The sequence below is a fragment of the Mesorhizobium sp. WSM4310 genome (assembly GCF_007003935.1).
In the GTDB taxonomy this organism is placed as follows: Bacteria; Pseudomonadota; Alphaproteobacteria; order Rhizobiales; family Rhizobiaceae; genus Mesorhizobium.
In genome coordinates this window covers 37420-63939 of the sequence record NZ_VFTA01000002.1, presented here as the reverse complement: position 1 = coordinate 63939, position 26520 = coordinate 37420, and the positions used below count along the sequence as shown (strand labels likewise).

At 64.1% G+C, this 26520-nt stretch carries 20 protein-coding genes; 15 read left to right on the top strand and 5 right to left on the bottom strand.

What is annotated here, in order from left to right:
- The first annotated feature begins 1 nt into the window (after window position 1).
- Together flhB and FJV80_RS03280 are read left to right on the top strand one after the other, a co-directional pair.
- Complete coding sequence (gene flhB / locus FJV80_RS03285; RefSeq protein WP_019860936.1) at window positions 2-1084, top strand: flagellar biosynthesis protein FlhB; 1083 nt, start codon at window positions 2-4, stop codon at window positions 1082-1084.
- Window positions 1081-1515, top strand: a complete 435-nt coding sequence (locus FJV80_RS03280; protein ID WP_095772673.1) for a hypothetical protein — start codon at window positions 1081-1083, stop codon at window positions 1513-1515. The genes flhB and FJV80_RS03280 overlap by 4 nt, the downstream gene beginning before the upstream one ends.
- Window positions 1516-1674: 159 nt before the next feature.
- On the opposite strand, the gene FJV80_RS03275 is transcribed toward FJV80_RS03280, so the two are convergent.
- Window positions 1675-2445, bottom strand: coding sequence for a helix-turn-helix transcriptional regulator (locus tag FJV80_RS03275; protein WP_142875547.1), 771 nt, complete (start codon window positions 2443-2445; stop codon window positions 1675-1677).
- A complete protein-coding gene (locus tag FJV80_RS03270; RefSeq protein ID WP_095772675.1) occupies window positions 2442-3152 on the bottom strand; it encodes a helix-turn-helix transcriptional regulator in 711 nt (236 codons plus the stop codon). Before FJV80_RS03270 ends, FJV80_RS03275 begins: the two co-directional genes overlap by 4 nt.
- 504 nt (window positions 3153-3656) lie before the next feature.
- Here FJV80_RS03270 and FJV80_RS03265 point away from each other — a divergent pair.
- Window positions 3657-4850: a TMEM43 family protein gene (locus FJV80_RS03265; RefSeq protein ID WP_185975126.1), complete on the top strand. Its 1194-nt coding sequence runs from the start codon at window positions 3657-3659 to the stop codon at window positions 4848-4850.
- A 72-nt stretch (window positions 4851-4922) separates the two neighbouring features.
- On the opposite strand, the gene FJV80_RS03260 is transcribed toward FJV80_RS03265, so the two are convergent.
- Together FJV80_RS03260 and FJV80_RS03255 are read right to left on the bottom strand one after the other, a co-directional pair.
- The gene (locus FJV80_RS03260; RefSeq protein ID WP_142875545.1) at window positions 4923-5954 is read right to left on the bottom strand and encodes a histone deacetylase family protein; all 1032 of its coding nucleotides are present in this window, start codon (window positions 5952-5954) and stop codon (window positions 4923-4925) included.
- Window positions 5955-5977: 23 nt separating this feature from the next.
- Window positions 5978-6631, bottom strand: a complete 654-nt coding sequence (locus FJV80_RS03255) for a TetR/AcrR family transcriptional regulator (protein WP_095772678.1) — start codon at window positions 6629-6631, stop codon at window positions 5978-5980.
- A gap of 259 nt (window positions 6632-6890) precedes the next feature.
- Between FJV80_RS03255 and FJV80_RS03250 the strand changes: the two genes are divergently transcribed.
- The 8 genes from FJV80_RS03250 to FJV80_RS03215 all read left to right on the top strand — a co-directional run bounded on the left by FJV80_RS03250 (window position 6891) and on the right by FJV80_RS03215 (window position 17504).
- Complete coding sequence (locus FJV80_RS03250; protein WP_142875544.1) at window positions 6891-8570, top strand: amidohydrolase; 1680 nt, start codon at window positions 6891-6893, stop codon at window positions 8568-8570.
- 139 nt (window positions 8571-8709) lie between these two features.
- Complete coding sequence (locus FJV80_RS03245) at window positions 8710-9804, top strand: ABC transporter ATP-binding protein (RefSeq protein WP_095792701.1); 1095 nt, start codon at window positions 8710-8712, stop codon at window positions 9802-9804.
- On the top strand, window positions 9804-10724 hold the full coding sequence (locus FJV80_RS03240; protein ID WP_095772681.1) for an ABC transporter permease: 921 nt from the start codon (window positions 9804-9806) through the stop codon (window positions 10722-10724). Before FJV80_RS03245 ends, FJV80_RS03240 begins: the two co-directional genes overlap by 1 nt.
- Window positions 10717-11517, top strand: a complete 801-nt coding sequence (locus tag FJV80_RS03235; RefSeq protein ID WP_142875543.1) for an ABC transporter permease — start codon at window positions 10717-10719, stop codon at window positions 11515-11517. Before FJV80_RS03240 ends, FJV80_RS03235 begins: the two co-directional genes overlap by 8 nt.
- Window positions 11518-11540: 23 nt before the next feature.
- The gene (locus tag FJV80_RS03230) at window positions 11541-12575 is read left to right on the top strand and encodes an extracellular solute-binding protein (RefSeq protein WP_095772683.1); all 1035 of its coding nucleotides are present in this window, start codon (window positions 11541-11543) and stop codon (window positions 12573-12575) included.
- Window positions 12576-12638: 63 nt separating this feature from the next.
- Window positions 12639-13835: a serine hydrolase gene (locus tag FJV80_RS03225; RefSeq protein WP_142875542.1), complete on the top strand. Its 1197-nt coding sequence runs from the start codon at window positions 12639-12641 to the stop codon at window positions 13833-13835.
- A gap of 34 nt (window positions 13836-13869) precedes the next feature.
- The gene (locus FJV80_RS03220; RefSeq protein ID WP_142875541.1) at window positions 13870-15051 is read left to right on the top strand and encodes a serine hydrolase; all 1182 of its coding nucleotides are present in this window, start codon (window positions 13870-13872) and stop codon (window positions 15049-15051) included.
- A gap of 128 nt (window positions 15052-15179) precedes the next feature.
- A complete protein-coding gene (locus tag FJV80_RS03215; RefSeq protein WP_142875540.1) occupies window positions 15180-17504 on the top strand; it encodes a Tex family protein in 2325 nt (774 codons plus the stop codon).
- Here FJV80_RS03215 and FJV80_RS03210 read toward each other — a convergent pair whose 3' ends face one another.
- On the bottom strand, window positions 17505-18416 hold the full coding sequence (locus tag FJV80_RS03210) for a LysR family transcriptional regulator (RefSeq protein WP_142875539.1): 912 nt from the start codon (window positions 18414-18416) through the stop codon (window positions 17505-17507).
- 102 nt (window positions 18417-18518) lie between these two features.
- On the opposite strand from FJV80_RS03210, the gene FJV80_RS03205 reads away from it, so the two are divergent.
- From FJV80_RS03205 to FJV80_RS03190, 4 genes are all read left to right on the top strand, one after another.
- Complete coding sequence (locus FJV80_RS03205; RefSeq protein WP_142875538.1) at window positions 18519-19715, top strand: acyl-CoA dehydrogenase; 1197 nt, start codon at window positions 18519-18521, stop codon at window positions 19713-19715.
- Window positions 19716-19839: 124 nt separating this feature from the next.
- On the top strand, window positions 19840-23199 hold the full coding sequence (locus FJV80_RS03200; protein ID WP_142875537.1) for a transglutaminase family protein: 3360 nt from the start codon (window positions 19840-19842) through the stop codon (window positions 23197-23199).
- Between the two features lie 6 nt (window positions 23200-23205).
- Complete coding sequence (locus FJV80_RS03195) at window positions 23206-25617, top strand: circularly permuted type 2 ATP-grasp protein (protein ID WP_142875536.1); 2412 nt, start codon at window positions 23206-23208, stop codon at window positions 25615-25617.
- Between the two features lie 3 nt (window positions 25618-25620).
- On the top strand, window positions 25621-26505 hold the full coding sequence (locus tag FJV80_RS03190) for a transglutaminase family protein (RefSeq protein ID WP_142875535.1): 885 nt from the start codon (window positions 25621-25623) through the stop codon (window positions 26503-26505).
- The last annotated feature ends 15 nt before the right edge of the window (window positions 26506-26520 follow it).

Here is a 26520-nt window from a genome sequence, read left to right as displayed (position 1 = left end):
CATGTCCGACGCCGCCGACAAGGACTCAAAAACCGAAGAGGCGACGGAAAAGAAAGTCCGCGACACCATCGAACAGGGCAAGCTGCCCCATTCCAGGGAAACCGCGATCCTCGCCTCCTTCGTCGCCATACTGGTGTTCACCGTCTTCTATGCCAAGGACGCCGTCATCAACCTCGGCATGTTCCTGTCGATGTTCCTCGAGAAGCCCGAGGCCTGGCCGATGAACACCGAGACCGATGTCATCGATCTCTACAAGATCGTCATGCTGGAAGTTGGCCGCGCGGTCGTCAGCCTGCTGGTGCTTTTGACCGTCGCCGGCATCGGCGCCTCGGTGCTCCAGAACATGCCGCAATTCGTCGGCGAGCGGATCAGGCCGCAGCTGTCGCGCATTTCGATCACCAAGGGCTGGAACCGGATGTTCGGTGCCCAGGGCTGGGTCGAGTTCCTGAAATCCCTGGCAAAGGTCGGCTTCGCCATTGCCGTGCTCACCTTCACGCTGTCGGAGGATCATCGCAAGCTGCTTGCCGGCATGATCACCAATCCGGTTGCTTTCGGCCTCGTCATCCGCGGCATCGCGGTCGACATATTGGTGGCGATCGTCTTCGTCATGGGGCTGATCGCGGCGATCGACATCGTCTGGTCTCGCTTCCATTGGAAGCAGGACCTGCGCATGACCAAGCAGGAGGTGAAGGACGAGTTCAAGCAGTCCGAAGGCGACCCGATCGTCAAGTCGCGGCTGCGCTCGCTGGCACGCGACCGCGCGCGCAAGCGGATGATGACGGCGGTGCCGCGCGCGACGCTGATCATCGCCAACCCGACCCACTTCTCGATCGCGTTGAAATATGTGCGCGACGAGGATTCGGCGCCGCTCGTGGTGGCCAAGGGGCAGGATCTGGTGGCGTTGAAAATCCGCGAGATCGCGAAGGAGCACAACATTCCGATCTTCGAGGACGTGACGCTCGCCCGCTCCATGTACAAGCAAGTTTCGGTCGATAATGTGATCCCGTCGCAATTCTACCAGGCCGTCGCCGAACTGGTGCGGATCGTGTACTCGAAAAAGGCTGAGCGCAGACAGATTTCATGAACCGCCAACCACACGCAAAATCCCGCGAGATCATCGTCGCCAGCGCCATCGAGCAGGTGGTCGGCGAACTGAGATTGATCGATGTCGCCGACTACATCGCCTTCATCCGGCTGGAGCATTTCGCCTGCCTTTCGGATCTGGTCGATTCAGCGGTGGAGCTGTTCTTCATGCCGGGCACGCTCAAACTCGGTCATGGCGGCGAGGCGCATGTCGACTGGAGCGGCAGTCCGCGCATCGTGCTCGACCTGGAGCTCAGGCCACCCGGTGTGACCGTCTATTTCCAGCTGACGCTGAGCGAGGCCGGCAATTCGGTCGTGGTCAATTATGTGTCGTTCGAAAAGCCCGGCGAGGACCCTGAGCACAATACGGCGCTGCTGGAGGCGGTGATCGAACAGGCCCGGATCCGCAAGGTCGAGCCTATGGCGTTCTGAGGTCCGTTGATATTCAGGTGAGGCCGGCCTGCAAATGGCTGACACCTGCGCTTCCGGTGCTCACGTACGAAAAGTACGCTCCGCTCCGGTTCTCGGTATCAACCATTTTCGACTCGGCCTGACCTGAATCTCAACAAACCTAAGCGGCTCATCGTTTGGTTACTCGATCAGGCCCAACCGCAGCGCCTTGGCGACCGCCTGGTTGCGGTTGACGGCGTTGAGCTTCTGCGTCGACTGGGTCAGGTATTGGTTGGCGGTATGCACCGACAGCTTCAGGAGCCGCGCGATCTCCTCGCTGGTGTTGCCGTTGGCGGTCAGCTTCAGGCATTCGAGTTCGCGCTTGGAGATGGCTCGCATCCTGCCGGCATCGCTCGGACGGATGCGCGCGACAGCGGCGAACAGGGAAAAGCAGCGGGCGTGGATTTCGTAGAGCATATCCTGCGGCAGCGCGATCTCCGATCCCAGGAAGACGACAAGGCCGCACTGACCGCGATCGGCGTGGACGGGAAAGGCAATGCCGCTGGTGCCGGGCGCCAGGGGGGATATCTGCGCGGTCCAGGCAAGGTTGCCGAACATTTCGGCCATGGCCGCGACGCCGTCATCCGTCCACCAGCGTGGCTCCGTCGAGTTGTGGGTGTGGCGCACGATCTCCTCGCCATTGGCGCCCGAGATGAACTTCGTCGCCACGGCAATGCCGGGATAGTCGGAATCGAAGCACGGCACCAGCCGCGCCCGTTCCGGCGACGGGCTGACGAAGTACAGGCCGAAGGCCGAGGCGTTGATGTCGACCGATACCCAGCGACAGCGGCGCACAGCATCGGGAATGGTGACGGCGTGATGTGTCTCGGAGCTGAGCGAGAAGGCACCGAAGGGGCTGCGCTGCTCGTTGAAAAGGGCCTCCGCGGCGTCCTTGATGTCGGCGTGTTTCAAATGATGCCGCTCCTGATCGCCGTGGCGATGGCCATCGCGCGGTTGCTGGCCGCGAATTTCTGGATGGCGTGGGTGATGTAGCTGTTGACGGTGTTGGAGGAGACGCCAAGGATGACCGCCACCTCATCGGTGGTCTTGCCTTCCGAGACCCAGAACAGGCATTCGCGCTCGCGATCGGACAGCGGATCCTGCATGGCGGCGGCGGCGATCAGCTGCGGGATATGCGAGAGAGCGTAGCAGCATTTCAACTGCGCCTTCATCAGCGCCGGCTGGTCGATATGGCCTGCTGTCGCCGCCGAGAACAGGGCGAACAGACGCTGGCGGCCGACATTCAGCCGCAGCGAATAGATCTCGGCATGGCCGAGCACGTCGAGCAGGCGGGCCTCTTCGCCGGAGACCAGCCCGTCGGCATCGGGCGCCTGCGCGGCCACCAGTGGTCTAGGCCGGATGCCGGGCGCGACCGTGAGGGCCCCTTGGGCAAGGCTGGCGATCAGCCGCTTGCCGATCAGCTCGATGGCGTCGAAGATCCAGTTCGAGGAGACAATGCGCGCGTCATTGCGGTCCTGGTCGTGGACGATGGCGACCAGCATGTAGCTGTCGGCGCCGATCTCGGCGGTCAGCTCCATGAAGAAGCTGGTCAGATCGCCGCGCGACGTCAGGCGCGAGCCCAATGTGTCGGATTGAAGAAGCGCGGCGGAACTGCTCATTTGCTGCTTTTGGCCGGAATCGTTTCTGCCGTCCGGATGCTGGAGGCCAGCCGCCGAACCCGAAAACGCGTTACTTTTACGAGACACACACGAGGCGCGGGGTCGCGCCCAACCAGACGGAATCCATCAGGGAACGCGAAAACATCCGCGTCTGGCGCCGGAAAATTCCGGAACGTGAGACTTTGGGTGGTCGCCGCGCCCCCCGAGGACCGGCTGATTCGGGTCTAATCTACCCGCAGATGAATCCGACATCAAACGCGATTTGACAAAATCGAATCCGACGGACTCGCGTGCGACTCAGAGGTCGATTTTCGCCGCCTTCGAGCGTGCGAAAATGCCGGGACTGCGCAAGCGGGCCATATCCGCGCTCGGCCCGATGCGATAGATTCGCAAGTGTCGAAGGGGTGGGCACCTTCGGCAAGGGAGTTCATAGCTGCATTACGGCCGCGGTCGTTCGCGGCAGTGCCATGCGGGCTCCTGGCATCTTTTGTTTCGGGGGAAACGATGAGCGATTCATTTCGGGAAGTTACTTCCGTCTCGTGGTTCGGGCGGATCAAGCGCGCGGTCGGCGGGGTCATCTTCGGCCTGCTCTTGATCGTGCTGATGGTGATCGGGCTGTTCTGGAACGAGGGCCGCGCGGTGCAGACGGCGCGCTCACTGGCCGAAGGCGCCGGCGCCGTGGCGTCGATCAACGCCGACAGCGTCGATGCCGGCAATGACGGCAGGCTGGTGCATGTCAGCGGGCCGGTGACGGCCGATAGCGGCCTGTCGGATCCGGATTTCGGCATCGCCGCGCAAGGACTGCGGCTGTCGCGCAGCGTCGAGATGTACCAGTGGAAGGAAGAGTCCAGATCCGAAACCACCAAGAAGCTTGGCGGCGGCGAGGAGACAGAGACCACCTACAGCTATTCGAAAGTGTGGGACGACGGCCAGATCGATTCGTCGGACTTCAGGAAGCCGGACGGCCATCAGAATCCACCGATGGCGATCCACAGCCGCGCCTTCCAGATCCCTGAAGGCAAGCTCGTCGCCTTCGATCTTGACACGCCGGTGCTGGATCGCATCGACGGCGACAAGGCGTATTCACTGTCGGCCAATCAGTCGGCGGCGATAAAGGCCGCCTATACCGGCACGAAGCCGCTCAGCATCGTCGATGGCAAGATCTATCTCGGCAGCGACAACACGACCCCCGCATTGGGCGATTACCGCATCGGCTACGAACTTGCGCCGCTCGGCGTGGTCAGCATTGTGGCGCGGCAGGCCGGCAGCCGCTTGGAACCGTACCAGACGCAAGCGGGCGACGCGCTGCTGATGGTCGATACCGGCAATGTGCCGGCCGACAAGATGTTCGCCGAGGCGGTGAGCGCCAACACGCTGATCACCTGGCTGCTGCGCGCCGCCGGCCTTCTGCTGCTGACCATCGGCTTTGCCCTGTTCCTCGGCCCGATCGGCGTGATCCTCGACGTCATCCCGTTCCTCGGCAGCATGGCGCGGATGGGAACCGGCATCATCGCCTTCTTCCTGGCGATCCTGGCCGGCACGACGACGATCGCGATTGCGTGGTTCTGGTATCGGCCGGTTCTGGCGGCAGGCATACTGGCGGCGGGCGCCATCGCGGCGGCGGCCGTCTATTATCTGGGCCGCTCACGCAAGGCAGCCGCACCGATGGCCGCGCCGAGCGCCGGCGCCGCAACGTAGCTTGCAAAAAAGGCTGATATGCCGCCCTTTTTCTTCCTACCTGCGTTGTCCGCTCCGGGTTTGTGGGCGGGCTTAGCGGTCCTCGAAACCGGTCAGCACGCCGACGGCGTTGATGCCGATCTCCTCGACGGCATAGCCGCCTTCCATGACGAACAGGGTCGGCAGGCCGAGCCTGGCGATGCGGCGACCGATCTTGGGATAGTCGGGGCTTGTCAGCTTGAACTGGCTGATCGGATCCTTCTCGAAAGTGTCGACGCCGAGCGAGACGATGACGATGTCGGGCGCGTAGGCGGTGAGCCTGGCGCAGGCATCCTCAAGCGAGGCGTTCCAGGCGTCCCAGCCGGTGCCGAACGGCATGGGGTAGTTGATGTTGAAGCCTTCGCCGGCGCCGGCGCCGCGTTCATCGGCATGGCCGAGGAAGAAGGGATACTCGACCATCGGATCGCCATGCAGGTTGAGGACCTGCACGTCGGCGCGGTCATAGAAGATTTCCTGCGTGCCGTTGCCATGGTGGTAGTCGACATCGAGGATGGAGATGCGTTTGGCGCCCTGGTCGAGGAACCACTGCGCGGCGACGGCGGCGTTGTTGATGTAGCAATAGCCGCCCATGAAGCCGGCGCCGGCATGGTGGCCTGGCGGGCGGCAGAGCGCGAAGGCCGACCTCTCGCCGCCCTTGACCAGGCCGGCCGCGGTCAGCGCCACGTCATAGGACGATTTGATCGCGGCCCAGGTGCCTTCGACGAAGGTGGCGCCGGCATCGAAGGAATAGTAGCCGAGCAGCGCATCGACACGCTTTGGCGGCACGTCGCCGCGCAGGCCGCGTGTCGGCCAGGTGAAGGGCATGGCCGTGCCCTCATGACCGGAAGCCACCCATTGCGGCCAGACCGTCGGCAGGAAGTCGATATAGTCCGATTTGTGGATGCGCTTGGCGGCGGCAAGATCGTGCTCGAGCGGCAGGACGATCGGACCGAGCTTCTCGCTTTCGACCCTCGCCTTGATGAATTCGACCCGCGAGGGTTTTTCAAAACCCGGCACGATGGCCGAGGTGACCAGTTCCATCTGGCCTGCATGGCCAGCATGAAGCGGCGAATAGACAGTCTTCATGAAATTCCTCTCGAAATGCGCAATCAGTCAAGGTTGAGATAGGGACTCACCAGAGCCAGCCACATGGCTTCGACATCGTCCTCGATGAGGTTGTATGTCCTGCGATCTCTCTTCAGTCCGACCAGCCGGCAGGCGTGCCCGACCTCCATCATCACAAGGCCGAGCCGTTTGGCGATCTTGTCTTCGAGAGCAGGATTCACATGCCGCAGCCAGGCGGCGTAAAGCGCGATGATCTGCTCGTCATATTCGTCCTGGATGGGCCTGAGATCGGCGTTGCCTGAAATGGCCTCGATCACCGGCATCAGGGTGGCGTTTTCGAGATAGATACTGGACGTGTCGATGAAGAGCTTGCGCACTTCGCGCCGGAATTCGTCGCGGTTGGCGGGCCGGGGTGCCTTGATGCGCTTCTCGATCACGTCGGGAAAGGAGGACAGCCAGCGCCGAGCGAGGTCCAGAAGAATGGCTTCCTTGTTGGGAAAGTATTGATAGACCGAACCGACCGACAGGCCCGCGCGCTGCGCGATGGCGAGCGTCGTCGGCGTCCTGGTTCCTTGCTCCCGCGTCAGGATCAGCGCCGCGTCGAGAATGCGGTCGACCACCTTGCTCGATCGTTGCTGCCGAGGCTGCTTGCGCGGCTCGAGCGCTATCCTGATTTTGCGGTCGAGACTACGCTTCACTGCTCTATGCCCTCGTTCCCCGCTTGGTCTGAAGCCAGGCGCAGGGTGCTGTCCACAATACATTCTAAATTCCGCATGTTGACAAACGCGAATAATCAGTCGCATTCTTTATCCACGCTGTCCCTAGGGATAACAAGGGGAATTTCGAAGGCAGCGGACTGGCATCGTTTTTTGTTCCGTGGCGCCGCTCCGGTGGAGTTGCAGGTCGTTGAGCGCAGGGCTGTCGGTCTCAGTCGGTCATCAAAAGCGCGGAGTCGCGATGTCTGTTACGGGTGCGGGTCACAATGCGGATCTGGTCGTCATCAATGGTCGTGTGCTGACCATGGACGGTGGCAATCCCGCAGCCGAGGCCGTAGCCGTCAAGGACGGCGCCATCATCGCCGTTGGCAGCCGCGCCGCCATCGAAGAACTCAAGGGAACGGGCACACAGGTGATCGACGCCAAGGGCGGTTCGGTCCTGCCCGGTTTCATCGAAGCCCATATGCATCTGTTCTCGGGAGGGGCCGAGCTCGCGCATCTTCAGCTTGGCGGGGTCCATGGCTTCGAGGCGCTGAAAAAGGCGATCGGCGACTATGCGTCGACCAAGCCCGACGCGAAAATGCTGGTCGGGCAGGGCGTCGACTACACCGTGCTCGGCGACGAGCGGGTGACGCGCCACCATCTCGATCAGATCCTGCCCGATCGCCCGTTCTGCATGGCCGCGCCCGATCACCACACGATGTGGGCCAACACCAAGGCGCTGGAGATGGCCGGCATCCTGCATGGCCGCGCGCTTGGTCCAGGCAATGAAATCGTCATGGGCGAGGATGGCCTGGCAGCCGGCGAATTGCGCGAGGGCGAGGCCTTCGGCCCGGTGCTCGATCTTGCCGGCGAGGGCCGGGTGCGGCTGGGGCTGGCGACCGGCGGCGAGCCGGATCCGATGCTGTCCGCCGCCGAACGCGCCGCCGACCGCGACATCATGCGGCGCGGCCTCGCCTGGTGTGCGCGTCACGGTATCACCTCCATCCAGAACATGGATGGCAATCTCTACCAGCTCGAACTGCTGGCCGAGATCGACGCCGAGGAAGGCTTGCCCTGCCGTGTGCAGATACCCTTCCACTACAAGAATTTCATGACGCTCGACATGCTCGACAAGGCATCCGTCATGGCCGAGCGCTACAACAGCGAGTGGCTGTCATCGGGCATGGTCAAGGTGTTCTATGACGGCGTGCTCGATTCCTGGACGGCTGTGATGATCGAGCCCTATGCCGACCGTCCGGACTGGGTGGGCGAGCCGCTGTTCACACCGCAGCAGTTCATCGATCTCGCCGTTGCCGTCGACAGACGCGGACTGCAGATCGCGGTGCACTCGATCGGTGATGGCGCGGTGCGTGCGGTGCTCGACGGCTACGAGGCGGCGCAAAAGGCCAATGGCAAGCGCGACAGCCGTCACCGCGTCGAACACATCGAGGTCACCACCACGTCGGATGTGCCGCGCTTCGCCGAACTCGGCGCCATTGCCTCGATGCAGCCGCCGCATCCGCCCGGCGCCATGGATTTCCCGCTCGAACCGACCGTGTCGCGCATCGGCCCGGCCCGCTGGCCGCTGAGCTATGCCTGGCGAACGCTGAAGAATGCCGGCGCGCACGTCGTCTTCGCCTCGGATTGGCCGGTGTCGCCAATCGACCCGATCCTGGGCATTCAGGCGGCAGTGATGCGCAAACCATGGGCAGACAGCGACCCGGACCAGAGTTTCTCGCTGCAGGAATCGATTGCCGCCTACACGGTCGAGGGCGCCTATGCCGAATTCGCCGAACACCGCAAAGGCACGCTGAAATCAGGCTATATGGCCGACCTGGTGGTTCTGTCGGCGGATATCGAGAAGACGGCGCCGGCCGATCTGCACAAGCTGCGCCCGGTGACGACAATTTGCGGCGGCAAGATCACCTATCAGGCCTGACAATGGCATGAGGCTTGCTGGCTAAAGACGGACTGAACTGTGATTCAATGCCGGGCTTGCCAACCTACCGGGCGTGTGGTCACATCGAACAGGGGAACAGCTCCGCCAGCAAGAGCGGGGTCAACAGTGAGGCGTAATCGTGCCGGACAAACCGGATCGAAATGCGATTGAAGTAGTAAACGTCAGTAAAATTTTCGGATCGGGTGAGGGGCAGGTCGCTGCCCTCGACAAGGTGTCGGTATCCATTCGCGAGAACGAGTTCTTCACGCTGCTGGGACCGTCCGGCTGCGGCAAGACCACCCTTTTGCGGCTGATCGCCGGCTTCGACTTTCCAACCGCCGGAGAAATCCTGCTCTACGGCCAGGACATCGCGCCGCTGCCGCCCTTCAAGCGGCCGGTCAACACCGTCTTCCAGTCCTACGCGCTGTTCCCGCACATGACGGTTGCCGACAATATCGGCTTCGGCCTGGAGATGCTCGGCAAGCCCAAGGGCGAGATCAAGGCGCGCGTCGCCGAAATGCTCAAACTGGTCAAGATGGAGGCGCTTGCCGGTCGCCGCACGGCCCAGATTTCCGGTGGCCAGCAGCAGCGCGTGGCGCTGGCCAGGGCGCTGGCGCCACAGCCGAAAGTGCTGTTGCTCGACGAACCGCTCTCGGCACTCGACTACAAGCTGCGCAAGGAGATGCAGATCGAGTTGAAGCGGCTGCAGCACGAGACCGGCATCACCTTCATCTTCGTCACCCACGACCAGGAAGAAGCGTTGACCATGTCGGACCGCATCGCGGTGATGTCGTCGGGCAAGATCCTCCAGGTCGGCTCGCCCTGGGATATCTACGACAAGCCGGCGGAACGCTTCGTCGCCGACTTCATCGGCGAGACCAACTTCCTCACCGCCGCCATATCGGGCACCGGCAACGGCAAGGCCCGCGCGACGCTCAAATCCGGCACGACCATCGAGGCGACCGTCGCCGAAGGGTTCCAGCCGAAGGACAACGCCACCGTGGTGGTGCGGCCCGAGCATGCCAAGCTGACCAAGGACAAGGGAGACCTGTCGGGCACGGTCGAAAACATCGTCTATTTCGGCACCGACACGCATATCCACGTCCAGCTCGACGGCGGCGAGGCCTTCACCGTGCGCCAGCAGAACACGCGCAGCGCAGGCTGCGGTTTCGAGCGCGGCGACAAGGTCGGCATCCTGATCGGCAACGACGCCGCGCAAGTGCTGAGGGACTGATGGCCGCCGCGGAAGAAGTCGCCAAGGCAGCGGAACGGCGTGATGTCCGTGACCGCTGGCTTTTGTCAGCGCCGGCGCTGCTGGTCATCCTGCTCGCCGCGACCGGCCCGTTGCTGATCGTGCTCGTCTACTCGTTCCTGACGCCCGGCGCCTATGGCGACGTGAAATGGCAGTTTTCGCCCGACGCCTGGATATCGGTGTTCATGGAACGTGACATTTTCGACGACACGCTTTCGCTCGCGGCGGCGCATGTCACCATCTTCTGGCGCTCGATCAAGCTTGCGGTGGTGACGACGCTGGCCACTTTGGCGCTCGGTTTCCCGACCGCCTATTTCATGGCGACGCGCAGCGAGAAGACCAGGGATCTCTGGCTGTTTCTGATCACCATCCCGTTCTGGACCAACCTCCTGATCCGCACCTTCGCGGTGCTGCAGATCATCCGCAACGAAGGCATCATCAACACGATCCTGCTCAAGCTCGGCATCATCTCGGCGCCGATCCAGATCCTCTATACCGACACCGCGATCCTGATCGGCATGGCCTATGTCTACCTGCCGCTGATGGTGCTGCCGATCTACGCCAGCATGGAGAAGCTCGATTTCCGCCTGGTCGAGGCCGGCTATGATCTCTACGCGACGCGCTTCAAGGTGCTGCGGAAGATCATTTTCCCGCTCGTCAAACCCGGCGTCATTGCCGGCTCGATCCTGGTCTTCATTCCGGCACTCGGCGCCTATGTGACGCCGGTCGTGCTGGGCGGCGGCAAGAACATGATGCTGTCCAACCTGATCGAATTGCAGTTCGGACAAGGCCGCAACTGGCCGCTTGGCTCGGCGCTGTCGATCACGGTGATGGTCATCGTCATGCTGGCGTTGCTTGCCTATGTGCGCAACGCCGGCAAGTCAGGGGTGCGTCATGGCTAGCAACTTCTCCATCCAGCACCAGCCGGGCTTCACGACGATCGCGGCGACCTGTTTCGTCGTGCTCTATTTGCCGATCATCGTGCTGGTCCTCTACGCCTTCAACGCGGCGAGCTCGACATCCGAATGGGGTGGCTTTTCGCTGCGATGGTTCCAGTCGGCGTACCAGAACACGCAGGTCATCGACGCAACGCTGCGCTCGTTCCAGATCGGTGCCATCGCGGCGGTGCTGTCGACCATCTTCGCCACGATGGCGGCACTCGCCACCACGCGCACCGCCCCCTATCCCGGACTCACCTTCAAATATGCGGCAATCAACCAGCCGCTGATGGTGCCCGAGATCGTCACCGGCGTGGCGCTGCTGATCTTCTTCTCGCGCATCAAGATCTTCACCGGCTATTCCGGCCTCGGCTACCTGATCGCCGCGCATACGGCATTCTGCATCCCGTTCGCCTATCTGCCGATCCGGGCGCGGCTGGAGAATATGGATCTGACCCTCGAGCGCGCCGCGGCCGATCTCTACGCGACCCCGTGGAAGACCTTCCGCCGCATCACGCTGCCGCTTTTGTGGCCCGGTATCCTGGCCGGCCTGATGCTGGCCTTCGTCATCTCACTCGATGACGTCGTCATCACCGAGTTTGTCAAATCGGGAGGCCAGGACACGCTGCCCACTTACATGCTCGGCCAGATCCGCCGTGGCGTCACACCCGAGATCAACGCGATATCGACCGCTTTCCTGCTGCTTTCGGTCGCGATCGTCACGTTGTTTTTCTTCGTCAGCAGGAAACGAGACTGAACCTGAAAATGGGAGTTAGAACGATGAACTGGAAGACAACGGCGACCGCCATGGGGTTGGCGCTGCTCGCTTCGACGGGCCTGGCCCGCGCCGAGGGCGTGCTCAACATCTACAATTGGGGCAACTACACCAGCCCCGACGTGATCAAGAAGTTCGAAGACAAATACAAGATCAAGGTGACCATCACCGACTACGATTCCAACGACACTGCGCTCGCCAAGGTCCGGCAGGGCGGCACCGGGTTCGACATCGCCGTGCCGTCGCAGACCTACGTGCCGATCTGGATCAAGGAAGGGCTCCTGCTCGAGACCGATCCGGGCAAGATGGAGAATTTCAAGAACGTCGCGCCGGAATGGGCCAATCCCGAATTCGATCCGGGCCGCAAATATTCCGTGCCGTGGGCCTGGGGCACGATTGGGGTCGTCGTCAACACCGATGCCTACAAGGGTCCGGCCGATACGTGGGGCATCGTCTTCAACACGCCCGACGAGCTGAAGGGTAAGGTCAACGTCGTTCCCGAGATGGGCGACGTCATCTTCGCGGCGATCAAATATGTCGGCGGCCAGCAATGCACCGACGACAAGGCGGTGCTGAAGAAGGTGCGCGACCTGCTGGTAGCGGCCAAGCCGAACTGGATCGCGATGGAGTACAACACCATCGAGAAGATGGGTGCCGGCGACTTCAAGGCAACCAGCGACTGGAACGGCTCGGCGCTGCGCCAGCGTCTGGCCAATGCGGCCATCCATTACAACTATCCGAAGGAAGGCTTTGGCCTGTGGAGCGACAATGTCGTCGTCCTGAAGGAAGCCAAGAACGTCGAGAACGCCAAGCTGTTCCAGAACTTCATCATGGATCCGGAAAACGCGGCCGGCCTCTCGGCCTTCCACCGTTACGCCAACGCCATCACCGGCTCGGACAAATACATGCCGGCCGACATGAAGGACGCGCCGGAAGTCGTCATTCCGGCCGACGCCAAGCCGAAAGGCGAATTCCAGAAGATGTGCGCGCCGGAAACGCAGGAACTCTACACCAAGATCTGGACCGAACTGCAGAAGTAATCGCTGCATGCCAGACCCGGCGGCACACACCGCCGGGTCTTTTCTTTTCCGGGAATGCCTTTCATGGACTCCTATCGCAACAGCGATCCGCGGCCGCCGATCATGCGGGGCTCGCCGCCCGCCATGGTGCCGCCGAAGCTCGACTGGGACCGGCCGCCATGGAACCGCTGGGCGTTCCAGCACATCCGGGAAATCCTGCCGACCGCCGAAGTCTGGCGCGGCAACGGCCACCGCCATCGTCTCGAACGCGCCGAGGTCGATCTCGACGGACTTGCGGTCGAGGACAGCCAGGGCAGGCCCTCGACGCTCGCCGGGTTGCTCGACGAGACCTATACGGACGGCTTCCTGGTGCTCAAGCACGGCAGGCTCGCCTATGAGCGCTATTTCAACGGCATGGACGTGCGCACGCTGCATCTGTCGCAGTCGATGGCCAAGTCCATCACCGGCTCGGTGTTCGGCATATTGGCCGGGCGCGGCCTAATCGATGCGGCCAGGCCGGTCACGGATTACCTGCCTGAACTCAGCGCGACCGGCTGGGCTGGCGCCAGCGTTCAGCATGTGCTCGACATGACGACGGGCGTGCGTTTTTCCGAAGAGTATACCGACCGCTATTCCGATATCGGCCAGGTCGATGTCGCCACCGGCTGGAAGCCGGTGCCGCCGGGCAGCGATCCGGACTTCCGCTGGCCCTCGCATATGTTCGAGCTGATCCTGGGCTTGAAGGACACGGTCCGGCCGCACGGTGCGGCGTTCGAATACCGCTCGATCGAGACCGACGTGCTTGCCTTCATCATGGAGCGGGTGACGGGCAAGCGGCTGCCGCAGCTGGTGTCGGAGGAACTCTGGCAAAAGCTCGGCGCCGACGAAAGCGCCTGCTTCACCGTCGACGGCGCCGGCTATGCGCTGGCCGACGGCGGCTTCAACGCGACACTGCGCGACTATGGCCGCTTCGGCCAGATGATCCTCGACAATGGCGGCGGCATCGTGCCGGCCGCCTGGATCGAGGCGACACGCAATGGCAGGCATGGCCCTGATTTCTCCCCCAGTCTGCCTGAGGGCAGCTACCGCAACCAGTTCTGGATCGAGAACCCCAGTTCGCGCGCGCTGATGTGCCGGGGCGTGTTCGGGCAGATGATCCATATCGACTGGAATACAGGAACGGTCGTGGTGAAGCTTTCGACCTGGCCGGATTTCAGCAATCTCGCCTACTCCACAGCGACGCTGAAGGCCGTGCACACCATCGCCGCCGCACTGCTCTAGGCCCCCCGCAAGAAACGACCTGGAAGGAAACGCCATGACCGGCAAGACCGCGTTCGAGATTCGCCACGGCTTCCGCCGCAACGAGGTGCTGCTTTCCAACTGGCGCGAAAGCCCGTTCAACCGATGGTCGTTCCAGAACCTTGGCGAACTGGTGCCCACGGCGCGCGTGGCCGCGGCATCGGCTGGTGCCGAGGCACCCGCCAAGGATTTCGGTGGTTTGCTCGGCGAAAAGGTGTCGGTGGTCAGCGCGCCGGGGACGGTCGCCGAATTCCTCATACGCTCCAGCACCGATGCGCTGACGGTGATGAAAGGGGGCAAGGTGATCGGCGACTGGTTCGCGCCGCACATGGAATTCGGCGCCCGCCACATTGTCTTCTCGATCAGCAAGTCGGTGACCGCGATCATAGCCGGCATATTGGAAGGCGAGGGGGTGTTCGATCCGGAAGCGCCGGTCACCACCTACATTCCGGAAGCCGCCGGCTCGGCCTATGGCGATGCGAGCACGCGGCATGTGCTCGACATGAGCGTCAGCCTCGATTTCGAAGAGGCCTATCTCGATCCGGAGAGTGCCTTTGCCCGCTATCGCCGCGCCACGCTGTGGAATCCGGGTGGCGGCACGGAAAGCCTGCGCGAATTCATCCTGACCCTGCAGGGGCTTGCCGAGCCGCATGGCCAGGTTTTTCGCTACCGTTCACCCAATTCCGACCTGCTCGGCCTGCTGCTGGAGCGCGCCTCCGGCCAGCGCTTCAGCGACCTGATGCGCGAAAAATTGTGGCTCCCGCTTGGCGCCGTCAGCGAAGCCTCGATCGGCGTCGACATGGAAGGCACGGCCCGCACCGCCGGCGGCATTTCGATGACGCCGCGCGACCTGGCGCGCATTGGCGAGATGATGCGGCAAGGCGGCACCGCCAATGGCCGCCGCATCGCGCCGGAGGCCTGGGTGCGTGACACCGTCAGCACCGGCGGTAGTGCAGAAGCCTGGCAGCGTGGCACCATGCTGCCGCTGTTCCCGCAAGGCCGCTACCGCAATAAATGGTACCAGTCAGGCAAGCCAAACGGCGCCTATTGCGGCATCGGCATTCATGGCCAATGGCTCTATGTCGACCCGAAGGCGGAAGTGGTCATCGCCAAGATGTCGTCGCAGCCGGAGCCGGTCGACGATCCGCTTGACCTCGAAATCGTCGCCTTCTTCGAGGCGCTGACCCAACTGGTCTGACCGTCCGTCGCGGCCTCGTTGCCGCGTGCTTTCCTGTGGACCGCCCGCGACCGTTGAAAACGTCGCGGTTGGCGAGGCAGGTGTCTGCGCCTATGGTCGCCGCTCTTTTCGATGAGAGCAGGAACGACATGGCATCCGACATCAAGCGCATCGCAGCCATCATCGCGGCCGAGATCAAGGCGCGGCCCGAACAGGCGGCGGCGGCCATCGAATTGCTCGACGAGGGTGCGACCGTGCCGTTCGTGGCACGGTATCGCAAGGAGGTGACCGGCGGGCTGGACGACACGCAGCTGCGCGACCTTGCCGAGCGGCTCGCCTATCTGCGCGAGCTCGACGCCCGTCGCGACACCATCCTCGGTTCGATCCGCGAGCAGGGCAAGCTGACCGAGGAACTGGAAACCAAGATCGCGGCGGCGGCCACTAAGGCGGAACTCGAAGACATCTATCTGCCCTACAAGCCGAAGCGCCGCACCAAGGCCGAGATCGCCCGCGAGCGTGGGCTGGGACCGCTGGCCGAGGCCATCCTTGCCAACCGTTCGCTCGTGCCCGCCGAACTGGCGCTCGCCTATGTCACCGAGGAAGTGGCCGACGCCAAGGCAGCCCTTGAAGGCGCGCGCGACATCCTGTCGGAACAGTTCGCCGAGAATGCCGACCTGGTCGGCAAACTGCGCACCTACATGCAGGACCGCGCCTTCATGCGCGCCCGGGTGGTCGACGGCAAACAGGAGGCCGGCGCCAAGTTCTCCGACTATTTCGACCATGTCGAGCGCTGGGCAAACGTGCCGAGCCATCGCGCGCTGGCCATGCTGCGCGGCCGCAACGAAGAGGTGCTGTCGCTCGACATCGAGGTCGATGCCGACGACGCGTCTCCGGTGAAACCGGTCGAACGGATGATTGCCAACGCCTATGCGATCGGCGCCAGCCTGCCCGGCGACCGCTGGCTGATGGAGGTCGCCGGCTGGACCTGGCGCATCAAGCTTTCGCTGCACCTGACGCTTGATCTGATGCGCGACCTGCGCGAGCGGGCCGAGGAAGAGGCGATCCATGTCTTCGCCCGCAATCTGAAGGATCTGCTTCTGGCCGCACCCGCCGGTTCGCGGCCGACGATGGGGCTCGACCCCGGCATCCGCACCGGCGTCAAGGTGGCCGTGGTCGATGGCACCGGCAAGCTGGTGGCGACGACGACGGTCTATCCGTTCCCGCCGAAGAACGATGTGCGCGGCACGCAGGCCGAACTCGCCAAGCTCATCCGCTTGCACAAGGTCGAGCTGATTTCGATCGGCAACGGCACCGGCAGCCGCGAGACGGAAAAGCTGGTGGCAGACATGCTGTCCGACATGCCTTCCGACGGCGGGCCGAAGCCGCTCAAGGTGATCGTCAGCGAAGCGGGCGCTTCGGTCTATTCGGCGTCGGCGACGGCGGCGGCGGAATTTCCCGGCCTCGACGTGTCGTTGCGCGGCGCGGTGTCGATCGCGCGGCGCCTGCAGGATCCCCTGGCCGAACTGGTCAAGATCGAACCCAAGTCGATCGGCGTCGGCCAGTACCAGCACGATGTCGACCAGTACCGGCTCGGCCGCTCGCTGGAGGCGGTGGTCGAGGATGCGGTCAACGCGGTCGGCGTCGATCTCAACACCGCCTCGGCGCCATTGCTGGCGCGGGTTTCGGGCCTCGGCGCATCGCTCGCCGACGCCATCGTCGCGCATCGCGATGCGACCGGCCCCTTCGCCAGCCGGAAAGATCTCCTCAAGGTGCCACGGCTTGGACCTCGCGCGTTCGAACAATCCGCCGGCTTCCTGCGTATCGCCAATGGCAGCGAGCCGCTCGACGCCTCGTCGGTGCATCCGGAAGCCTATGGCGTGGCCAAGAAGATCGTCGCCGCCTGCGGCCGCGACGTCCGCTCGCTGATGGGCGACAGTGCCGCGCTCAAAGCGCTCGATCCACGCGTCTTCGTCGACGAGCGTTTCGGCCTGCCGACGGTGCGCGACATCCTGGCGGAGCTGGAAAAGCCCGGCCGCGACCCGCGCCCCGGCTTCAAGACGGCGACCTTCGCCGACGGCGTCGACGACATCAAGGACCTCAAACCCGGCATGCTGCTGGAAGGCACCGTGACCAATGTCGCGGCCTTCGGCGCCTTCGTCGATATCGGCGTCCATCAGGACGGGCTGGTACACGTCTCGCAACTGGCCGACCGCTTCATCAAGGACGCGCATGAAGTGGTCAAGGCCGGCGATGTGGTCAAGGTGCGCGTCGTCGACGTCGACATCAAGCGCAAGCGCATTGCGCTCTCCATGCGCAAGGATGGCGGCGAGGGTGGTGCGCCGCGTGGTGGGCCGCGCGACAATGGCGGCGGCAGGCCGGCGCCGCGATCGCCGGCGCCGCAACGCCAGCCGGAACGGCCGGCCCAGCAAGGGGCCTTCGGTGCGGCACTGGCGGATGCGCTGAAGCGGAAGTAGCTACCAGGCCAGAACAGCCGGCTCCTTCTCAACCTGCTCCAGCAGCCAGTCGCGAAAGCTGGCGACGGGGGGATGGTCGCGCTTGTCGTGCGGGACGACGAGGTAATAGGCGCTGCGGCTTTGCATGGGCTGGCCGGGCGCCGGCACGAGTTGGCCGCGCTGCAATTCGCCCACGATGAGGAGCAGCGGCAACAGCGCGACGCCAAGCCCCGCCATGCAGGCCTGGGCGGCGGTGCCGAACTGTTCGAACTGCATGCCGGGTCCGGCCGGCGCGCTCAGGCCCTGATGCTCGAACCATTCGGTCCAGGCGCCGGGGCGCGTCGCCATGTGCAGCAGCGGCAGGCGGCCGATATCGGCGGGCGTGGCGATGGCGCGGCCGGCGAGGAATTCGGGCGACGCCACCGGCGCCACGGTTTCGCGCACCAGCAACGTCGAATCGGCCTCCGGCCAGTCCGGCAGGCCGTAATGGATGGCGGCGTCCAACCTCTCCCTGGCGAAGTCGAAGCGGCCGACGCGGGTGACGAAGTTGATGGTGATGTCGGGATTGTTCGCGACGAAATCCGGGATCATCGGCATCAGCCAACGCGTGCCGAAGGTCGGCAAAATGGCGAGGTTCAGGATGCCGCTATGCCGATTGCTCATCAGTCCAAGAGCTGCGTCGCGCAACTGACCGAGGGCTGAACGCACCGCTTCGGCGTAGATTTCCCCTGCCGTCGACAGCCGGACATTGCGGCTGTCGCGCTCGAACAAGCGGCGCCCGAACTGGTCTTCGAGCAGTCTGATCTGCCGTCTGACCGCGCCCTGGGTCAGGTCCAGCTCCTGGGCAGCGGCGGTAAAAGACCCAAGCCGGGCCACCGCCTCGAAGGCAGCGAGGGCGCTGATGTTGGGCAGAAGGCGGCGCTGGACACTCATGATCCATTCCTAACGCTCATTGATCAGTGAAGCAATTTCGTTTGATTTTTTAAGACCACGGGCCGATAAGCCGGGCTTCACCCGTTTGAGGATCGACAAGCGATGGCCGCCGACAAGAATGCATTCGTCTGGGAAGACCCGTTCCTGATCGAGGACCAGCTTTCGGAAGAAGAGCGCATGGTGCGCGACGGCGCGGCGGCCTTCGCCGCCGACAAGCTCGCGCCGCGCATCGAGGATGCCTATCTCAATGAAAAAACGGATGCCGGCATCTTTCGCGAAATGGGCGAGGCCGGCCTGCTCGGCATTACCATCCCGGAAGAGTATGGCGGCCTCGGCGCCAATTATGTGACCTACGGGCTGGTCGCGCGGGAAGTCGAACGCGTCGATTCCGGCTATCGCTCGATGATGTCGGTGCAGTCGTCGCTGGTGATGTATCCGATCCACGCCTATGGCTCGGAAGAGCAGCGCAAGAAGTACTTGCCCAAGCTTGCCAGCGGCGAGTGGATCGGCTGCTTCGGCCTGACCGAGCCGGATGCCGGCTCGGACCCGGGCGGCATGAAGACGCGCGCCGAGAAGACCGCGAACGGCTACAAGCTCAGCGGCTCGAAGATGTGGATCTCCAACGCACCGATCGCAGACGTCTTCGTCGTCTGGGCCAAGCTGAAGGGCGAGACCGGCAAGGACGAGATTCGCGGCTTCGTGCTGGAAAAGGGCATGAAGGGGCTGTCGGCGCCGAAGATCGGCGGCAAGCTGTCGCTGCGCGCGTCGATCACCGGTGAAGTGGTGATGGAAGGCGTCGAGGTCGGCGAGGACGCGCTGCTGCCCAACGCCAAGGGCCTTGGCGGCCCGTTCGGCTGTCTCAACCGGGCTCGCTACGGCATCTCCTGGGGCTCGATGGGTGCGGCGGAAGATTGCTGGCACCGCGCACGCCAGTATGGTCTCGACCGCAAGCAGTTCGGCAAGCCGCTGGCCGGCACGCAGCTTTACCAGAAGAAGCTCGCCGACATGCAGACCGAGATCGCGCTTGGGCTGCAGGCATCCTTGCGCGTCGGGCGGCTGCTCGATGCAGGCAAGATGGCGCCGGAGATGATCTCGATCGTCAAGCGCAACAACTGCGGCAAGGCGCTCGACATCGCCCGCCAGGCCCGCGACATGCATGGCGGCAACGGCATCCAGATCGGCTACCACGTCATGCGCCACGCGCAGAATTTGGAGACGGTCAACACCTATGAGGGCACGCATGACGTGCACGCGCTGATCCTGGGACGGGCGCAGACCGGGATCCAGGCTTTCTTCTAAGCCGTGCCTTAAGCCGACTTCGGCTGCTTAAATTAGGTGCACCGCAACATCTGTGCTTGGAGAATGGCCAGCAGATGTGTCAGGGTTCGGCGAATTCGTTTGAAACGCCGATCTCCGGGGCCCCATGGCAATTCTGGCAGCCGTCTACCATCTGACCCATTACAAATACGACCGGCCGGTGGTTCTCGGGCCTCAGATCGTCAGGCTGCAGCCGGCGCCGCATTCCCGGACAAAGGTGTTGAGCCATTCGCTCAAGGTCGAGCCGGCGAACCATTTCGTCAATTTGCAGCAGGATCCCTACGGCAACTTCCTTGCCCGCTTCGTCTTTCCCGAGCCGGTGACGGAACTGAAGATCGAGGTCGACCTCGTCGCCGACATGACGGTCTACAATCCGTTCGATTTCTTCGTCGAGCCGTCGGCCGAGACATTCCCGTTCGAATATCCAGAAGAGATCAGGGACGATCTCGCCATCTACCGGACACCTGAGCCGGCCGGACCGCTGCTGTCGGCCTTCCTGAGAACCATCGACACCAGCGCGAAAAACACCGTCAATTTCCTCGTCGACCTGAATGCGCGGCTGCAGCGCGAGATCGCCTATATCGTGCGCATGGAGACCGGCGTGTTCTCGCCGGAGGAGACGCTGGCCGCCGGCAAGGGCTCGTGCCGGGATTCGAGCTGGCTCTTGGTGCAGATCCTGCGCAATCTCGGCATCGCCGCGCGTTTCGTCTCGGGCTATCTGATCCAGCTGAAGCCTGATCTCGTCGCGCTGGACGGGCCGGCCGGCACATCGGTCGATTTCACCGATCTGCATGCCTGGTGCGAGGTCTATCTTCCCGGCGCCGGCTGGATCGGCTTCGACCCGACCTCGGGTCTCCTCACCGGCGAGAGCCATGTGCCGCTTGCCGCCACGCCGCATTTCCGCAATGCCGCGCCGATTTCCGGCATGGCGAGCTTTGCCAATGTCGAGTTCGGCTTCGACATGCGGGTCGACCGCATCGCCGAGCATCCGCGCATCACCAAGCCGTTCTCCGACGAAAGCTGGCAGGCGCTCGATGCGCTCGGCAACAAGGTCGATGCGACACTTGCGGCCGGCGACGTGCGGCTGACGATGGGCGGCGAGCCGACCTTCGTGTCGATCGACGATTTCGAGTCCGCCGAATGGAACACCGCCGCCGTCGGTCCGACCAAGCGCGAAAAGGCCGATGCGCTGATCCGCAGGCTGCGCGAGCGCTTCGCACCGGGCGGCTTCCTCCACTACGGCCAGGGCAAATGGTATCCGGGCGAGAGCCTGCCGCGCTGGACCTTCTCGCTCTACTGGCGTGCCGACGGCCAGCCGGTGTGGAGCGATCCGTCGCTGATCGCGCGGGAGAAAAGCGAAGCCAAGGTTGGCCCGCAGCAGGCCGAAAGCCTGCTGACGGCGATCGCCGGCGAGCTCGGCATCGACAAGGCCATGGTCAGCGAAGCCTATGAGGATCCGGCCGAATGGCTGCTCAAGGAAGGCAAGCTGCCGGAAAATGTCGATCCGTCCAATTCGAAGCTCGAGGATCCGGAAGAGCGCAGCCGCATGGCAAGAGTGTTCGAGCGCGGGCTGACCAAACCGTCGGGCTATGTGTTGCCCGTGCAGCGCTGGAACAGCCAGGCTTCGGGACCGCGCTGGCGTTCGGAAAAATGGAAGACACGGCGCGGCCGGCTGTTCCTGGTGCCGGGCGACTCGCCGGTCGGCTACCGCTTGCCCTTGGGAACGCTGCCCTACGTGCCGCCGGCACAATTCCCCTACATCGTGCCGGTCGATCCGTCGCTGCCGCGCGGCCCGCTGCCGGCCCGCGAAGCGATCCTGCCCACCGCGGCGCCGGCCGAGCTTGAAGGCGCCGACGAGATGGCGCGCCGCCAGCAGGCGGCGTCGTTCACCGCAGCGACCGGTCAGCAGGACCGGGTCGAACAGGAGATCACCGAGATCGGCGGCGCGGTGCGCACCGCGCTCTCCGTCGAGCCCCGCGACGGAAGGCTGTGCGTATTCATGCCGCCGGTCGAGGCGCTGGAAGACTATCTCGAACTGGTCGCCGCCGCCGAGAATGCGGCGCGTGCCATCGGTCTTCCCGTGCATATCGAGGGTTACGGGCCGCCGCATGACCCGCGTCTCAACGTCATCCGTGTGGCGCCGGACCCCGGCGTCATCGAGGTCAACATCCATCCGGCTTCCAACTGGCAGGACTGCGTGGCGACGACCACGGCGATCTATGAGGAAGCGCGGCTGACGCGGCTTGGCGCCGACAAGTTCATGATTGACGGCCGCCACACCGGCACAGGCGGCGGCAACCATGTCGTGGTCGGCGGTGCGACGCCCAATGACAGCCCGTTCCTGCGCCGGCCCGATCTGTTGAAGAGCCTGGTGCTGCAATGGCAGCGGCATCCGTCGCTGTCCTATCTGTTCTCCGGCCTGTTCATCGGCCCGACCAGCCAGGCGCCGCGCTTCGACGAGGCGCGTCACGATTCGCTTTACGAACTCGAAATCGCCATGGCGCAGGTACCGCATCCGGACCAGGGCGCGGCACCCTTGCCGTGGCTGGTCGACCGGCTGTTCCGCAATCTGTTGACCGACGTCACCGGCAACACGCACCGCTCGGAAATCTGCATCGACAAGCTGTTTTCGCCGGATGGCCCGACAGGACGGCTGGGACTGGTCGAATTCCGCGGCTTCGAGATGCCGCCCAATGCGCGCATGAGCCTGGCGCAGCAACTGCTTGTCAGGGCGATCATTGCCCGTGCGTGGAAGAACCCACTCGACGGCCGCTTCGTACGCTGGGGCACTTCCCTGCACGACCGTTTCATGCTGCCGCATCATGTCTGGGCGGATTTCCTCGACGTGCTGGACGACCTCAAGCTCAATGGCTTCGAGTTCCGTCCCGAATGGTTCGATGCGCAGCTCGAATTCCGCTTCCCGTTCTGCGGCGAGGTTCAGCATGCCGGCATCAAGCTGGAGCTGCGGCAGGCGCTGGAGCCATGGCATGTCATGGGCGAACAGGGCGCGATCGGAGGCACCGTGCGCTTCGTCGATTCCTCGGTCGAGCGGTTGCAGGTCAAGACCGAAGGCCTCAATCCGGAACGCCATGCCATCGTCTGCAACGGCCGCATCGTGCCGATGAAGGTGACCGATAACCGCGAGGTCGCGGTGGCCGGCGTGCGCTTCAAGGCCTGGCAGCCGGCTTCGGGCCTGCATCCGGCGCTGCCGGTCAACACGCCGCTGGTGTTCGACATCTATGACCGCTGGTCAGGAAGGGCGGTCGGCGGCTGCGTCTACCATGTCGCGCATCCCGGCGGCCGCAATTACGACACCTTCCCGGTCAACGGCAACGAGGCGGAGGCGCGGCGGCTCGCCCGCTTCGAACCGCGCGGCCATACACCATCGGCCTATGTGCTGCGCGAGGAACAACCGGCGGAAGATTTCCCGATGACCCTTGACCTCAGGCGACCGGCAAGACTCTGATCAGCGATGGCAAAGGGGAATCACAAAAGGATACGCGGCAAGCCGCAGATCCATAGCCTGCTGGAGCACTACCAGCCCATCGACGGCGTCGTCGACGAGATGGTCGACGCCGCAGGCAATCCCCGTCCGGTCTGGAAGCATTTCATCGAGGCGCTCGACGATCTCGGCGCCGAGAAGCTCGGCCAGCGTTTTGCCCGCGCCGACCAGTATCTGCGCGATGCCGGCGTCTACTACCGCGTGTATGACAAGGCCGGCGCCAATGAGCGCGAATGGCCGCTGGCGCATGTACCGCTGCTCATCGAAGACAGCGAATGGGCCGCGATCAGCGCCGGTCTCGTGCAGCGGGCCGAACTGTTCGAGGAAACCATCGCCGATATCTATGGGCGCAACCGGCTGATCGAAAAAGGCATCCTGCCAGCGGGATTGATCGCGGCCAGCCCCGAATATTTGCGGCCTGTCGTGGGTACCACGCCGGCCGGCGGCTATTACCTGCATATCTGTGCCTTCGAGCTTGGCCGTGGGCCTGACGGCCAGTGGTGGGTGCTGGGCGACCGTACGCAGGCGCCGTCGGGCGCAGGCTTCGCCCTGGAGAACCGCGTCGCCACGACGCGCGCGCTGTCCGACATCTATGGCGAGATGCATGTGCATCGGCTCGCCGGCTTCTTTCGACGTTTCCGCGATGCGCTGATCGGCATGGCCAGGGAAAGCGATGGCCGCGTCGCCATTTTGACGCCGGGGCCACTCAACGAAACCTACTACGAACACGCCTATATCGCCCGTTATCTCGGCATCATGCTGCTCGAAGGCGAGGACCTGACCGTTTCCGGCGGCAGGCTGATGGTGCGCACCGTTTCCGGCCTGATGCCGATCAGCGTGTTGTGGCGGCGTCTCGACGCGGCTTTTGCCGATCCGCTCGAATTGCGGTCGGATTCGCAGATCGGCACGCCGGGGCTGGTCGAGGCGATCCGCCAGGGGGCGGTAGCCACAGTCAATGCGCTGGGTTCAGGCCTGATGGAAACGCGGGCGCTGCTCGCCTTCCTGCCCAAGATCGCGCGCGAATTGCGTGGCGAGGAGCTGCTCTTGCCGAGCGTCGCGACATGGTGGTGCGGGCAGGCGACCGAACGCGCCCATGTGCTTGCAAATATCGACCGCATGGTGGTCGGCCCGGCGCTGTCGACGAGACTTGCCTTCGAGGATGATGGCCAGACCACGCTCGGTTCGGCGCTGTCGGCAGGCGAACGGGCCGAGCTGGTGGCGCGCATCGAACGCGATGGCGGCGCCTTCGTCGGCCAGGAAGCCGTGACGCTGTCGACGACACCGGTCTTTGTCGGCGGCTGGCTGGAGCCGCGGCCGGCGAGCCTGCGCGTCTACCTGGCGCGCACACCCGATGGCTGGACGGTGATGCCGGGCGGGTTTGCCCGCGTCGGCCTGTCGCTCGACCCGACGGCGATCGCCATGCAACGCGGCGGCCAGGCGGCCGACGTCTGGGTGGTCAGCGACAGGCCCGTCGAGCGCGAGACGCTGCTGCCGCAGGAGGGTGACAGCTTCACGCGCACCAGGCCGGGCAGCCTGCCGAGCCGCGCTGCGGAAAACCTGACCTGGCTCGGCCGTTATATCGAGCGCTCGGAAGACACAGTGCGCATCCTGCGTGCCTATCATGTGCGGCTGGCCGAGACATCCGATCCGGACATGCCGCTGCTGGCCGACATCAGGGACTATCTTGAACCGTTCGGCATCGACGTCGAGACGGCGATCCCGTCGGGGCTGATCGGCACGCTCGACAGCGCGGTCTACAGCGCGGGCCAGATCCGCGACCGCTTCTCGCCCGACGGCTGGCTGGCGCTCAAGGACCTGTCGAAGACCATCCACCAATTCGCGACGACGGTGGCGCCGGGCGATGACGCGACGCGGGCCATGACGGTGATCCTGCGCAAGCTCGCCGGTTTTTCCGGCCTGCTGCATGAGAACATGTACCGTTTCGCCGGCTGGCGGTTCCTTGAGATCGGCCGGCGGCTGGAACGCGGCATCCAGATTGCCCGGACGCTGTCCCGGCTGACCGACCCCAAGGCGCCGGACGGCGCGCTCGACATGATGCTGGAGATCGGCGACAGCGTCATGACCCATCGCCGGCAATATCCGGTGCAGGCCGGCCGGCGCACGGTGATCGATCTTCTGGCGCTCGACCCGCTCAATCCTCGCTCGATCCTGTTCCAGTTGGAAAGGCTGAAGGCCGAGATCGGCCTGTTGCCGTCGGTCGGCGGCGAGGGGCACATGTCGACGGCGGCGAAGGAGATCCTGCAGCTCAACACGGCCATAGCCATCAAGGAGCCTTCGGATATGACGGCAAAGGCGCTGGACGAACTCGCCTATGAAATCGGCGGTCTCTACAACAGCCTCGCCAAAGCCTATTTCGGCTAGTTCATGCTCTACGACATCAGGCTTCATCTCCATTACGACTATGCAGCCGCGGCGGGCGGCGGTCGCCATCAGATCCGCGTGCTGCCATCGACGATATCGGGCGTGCAGCGCGTCATTGCCGCATCGCTGTCCTTTGCCCCGGCGCCCAATGAACGATCGGATTTCTCGGATTTCTTCGGCAACAACGTCACTTCGATTGCTTTTCGCGATGCCCATGACGCGCTCGACATCAGGATGAGCGCCCGCGTTTCGGTGTCGCGGCCCGAGCCCGGGCTCGACGTGTCGCCCGATATAGGGCGGCTGCGGCAGGAACTGGCCGCGGTGCGGTCGTTGGCGTCTGACTCGCCGCACCATTTTCTGGCGGGAAGCGCTCACTCCGGTATCGACGCGGCGATCACCTCTTATGCGCAGGACAGCATCGGCACCTCGGCCGCCGGCACGGCAATGGATCTGTGCAACCGCATCCATCGGGATTTCACTTATGACGGCGAGGCGACCACGGTGCGGACCCGGGCCAGCGATGCCTTCAGGCTGAAGCGCGGCGTCTGCCAGGATTTTTCGCACATCATGATCGCGGGCTTGCGCGGGCTCGGCATTCCGGCCGGTTATGTCAGCGGCTTCCTGCGCACCATCCCGCCCAAGGGCAAGCCGCGGCTGGAAGGCGCCGACGCCATGCATGCCTGGGTCAAGGTCTGGTGCGGACGTGACGCCGGCTGGCAGGAGTTCGACCCGACCAACGGCATGCGAGCCAGCAACGATCATATCACCGTCGGCTACGGCCGCGACTATTCCGACGTCGCGCCGATCGTCGGCGTGCTGAAGACCACTGGCGGGCAGGTCGGCGAGCAGGCCGTCGACGTCATTCCGGCTGCGCTCGAGAAGGCATGAGAGCGAGCTGAAAAG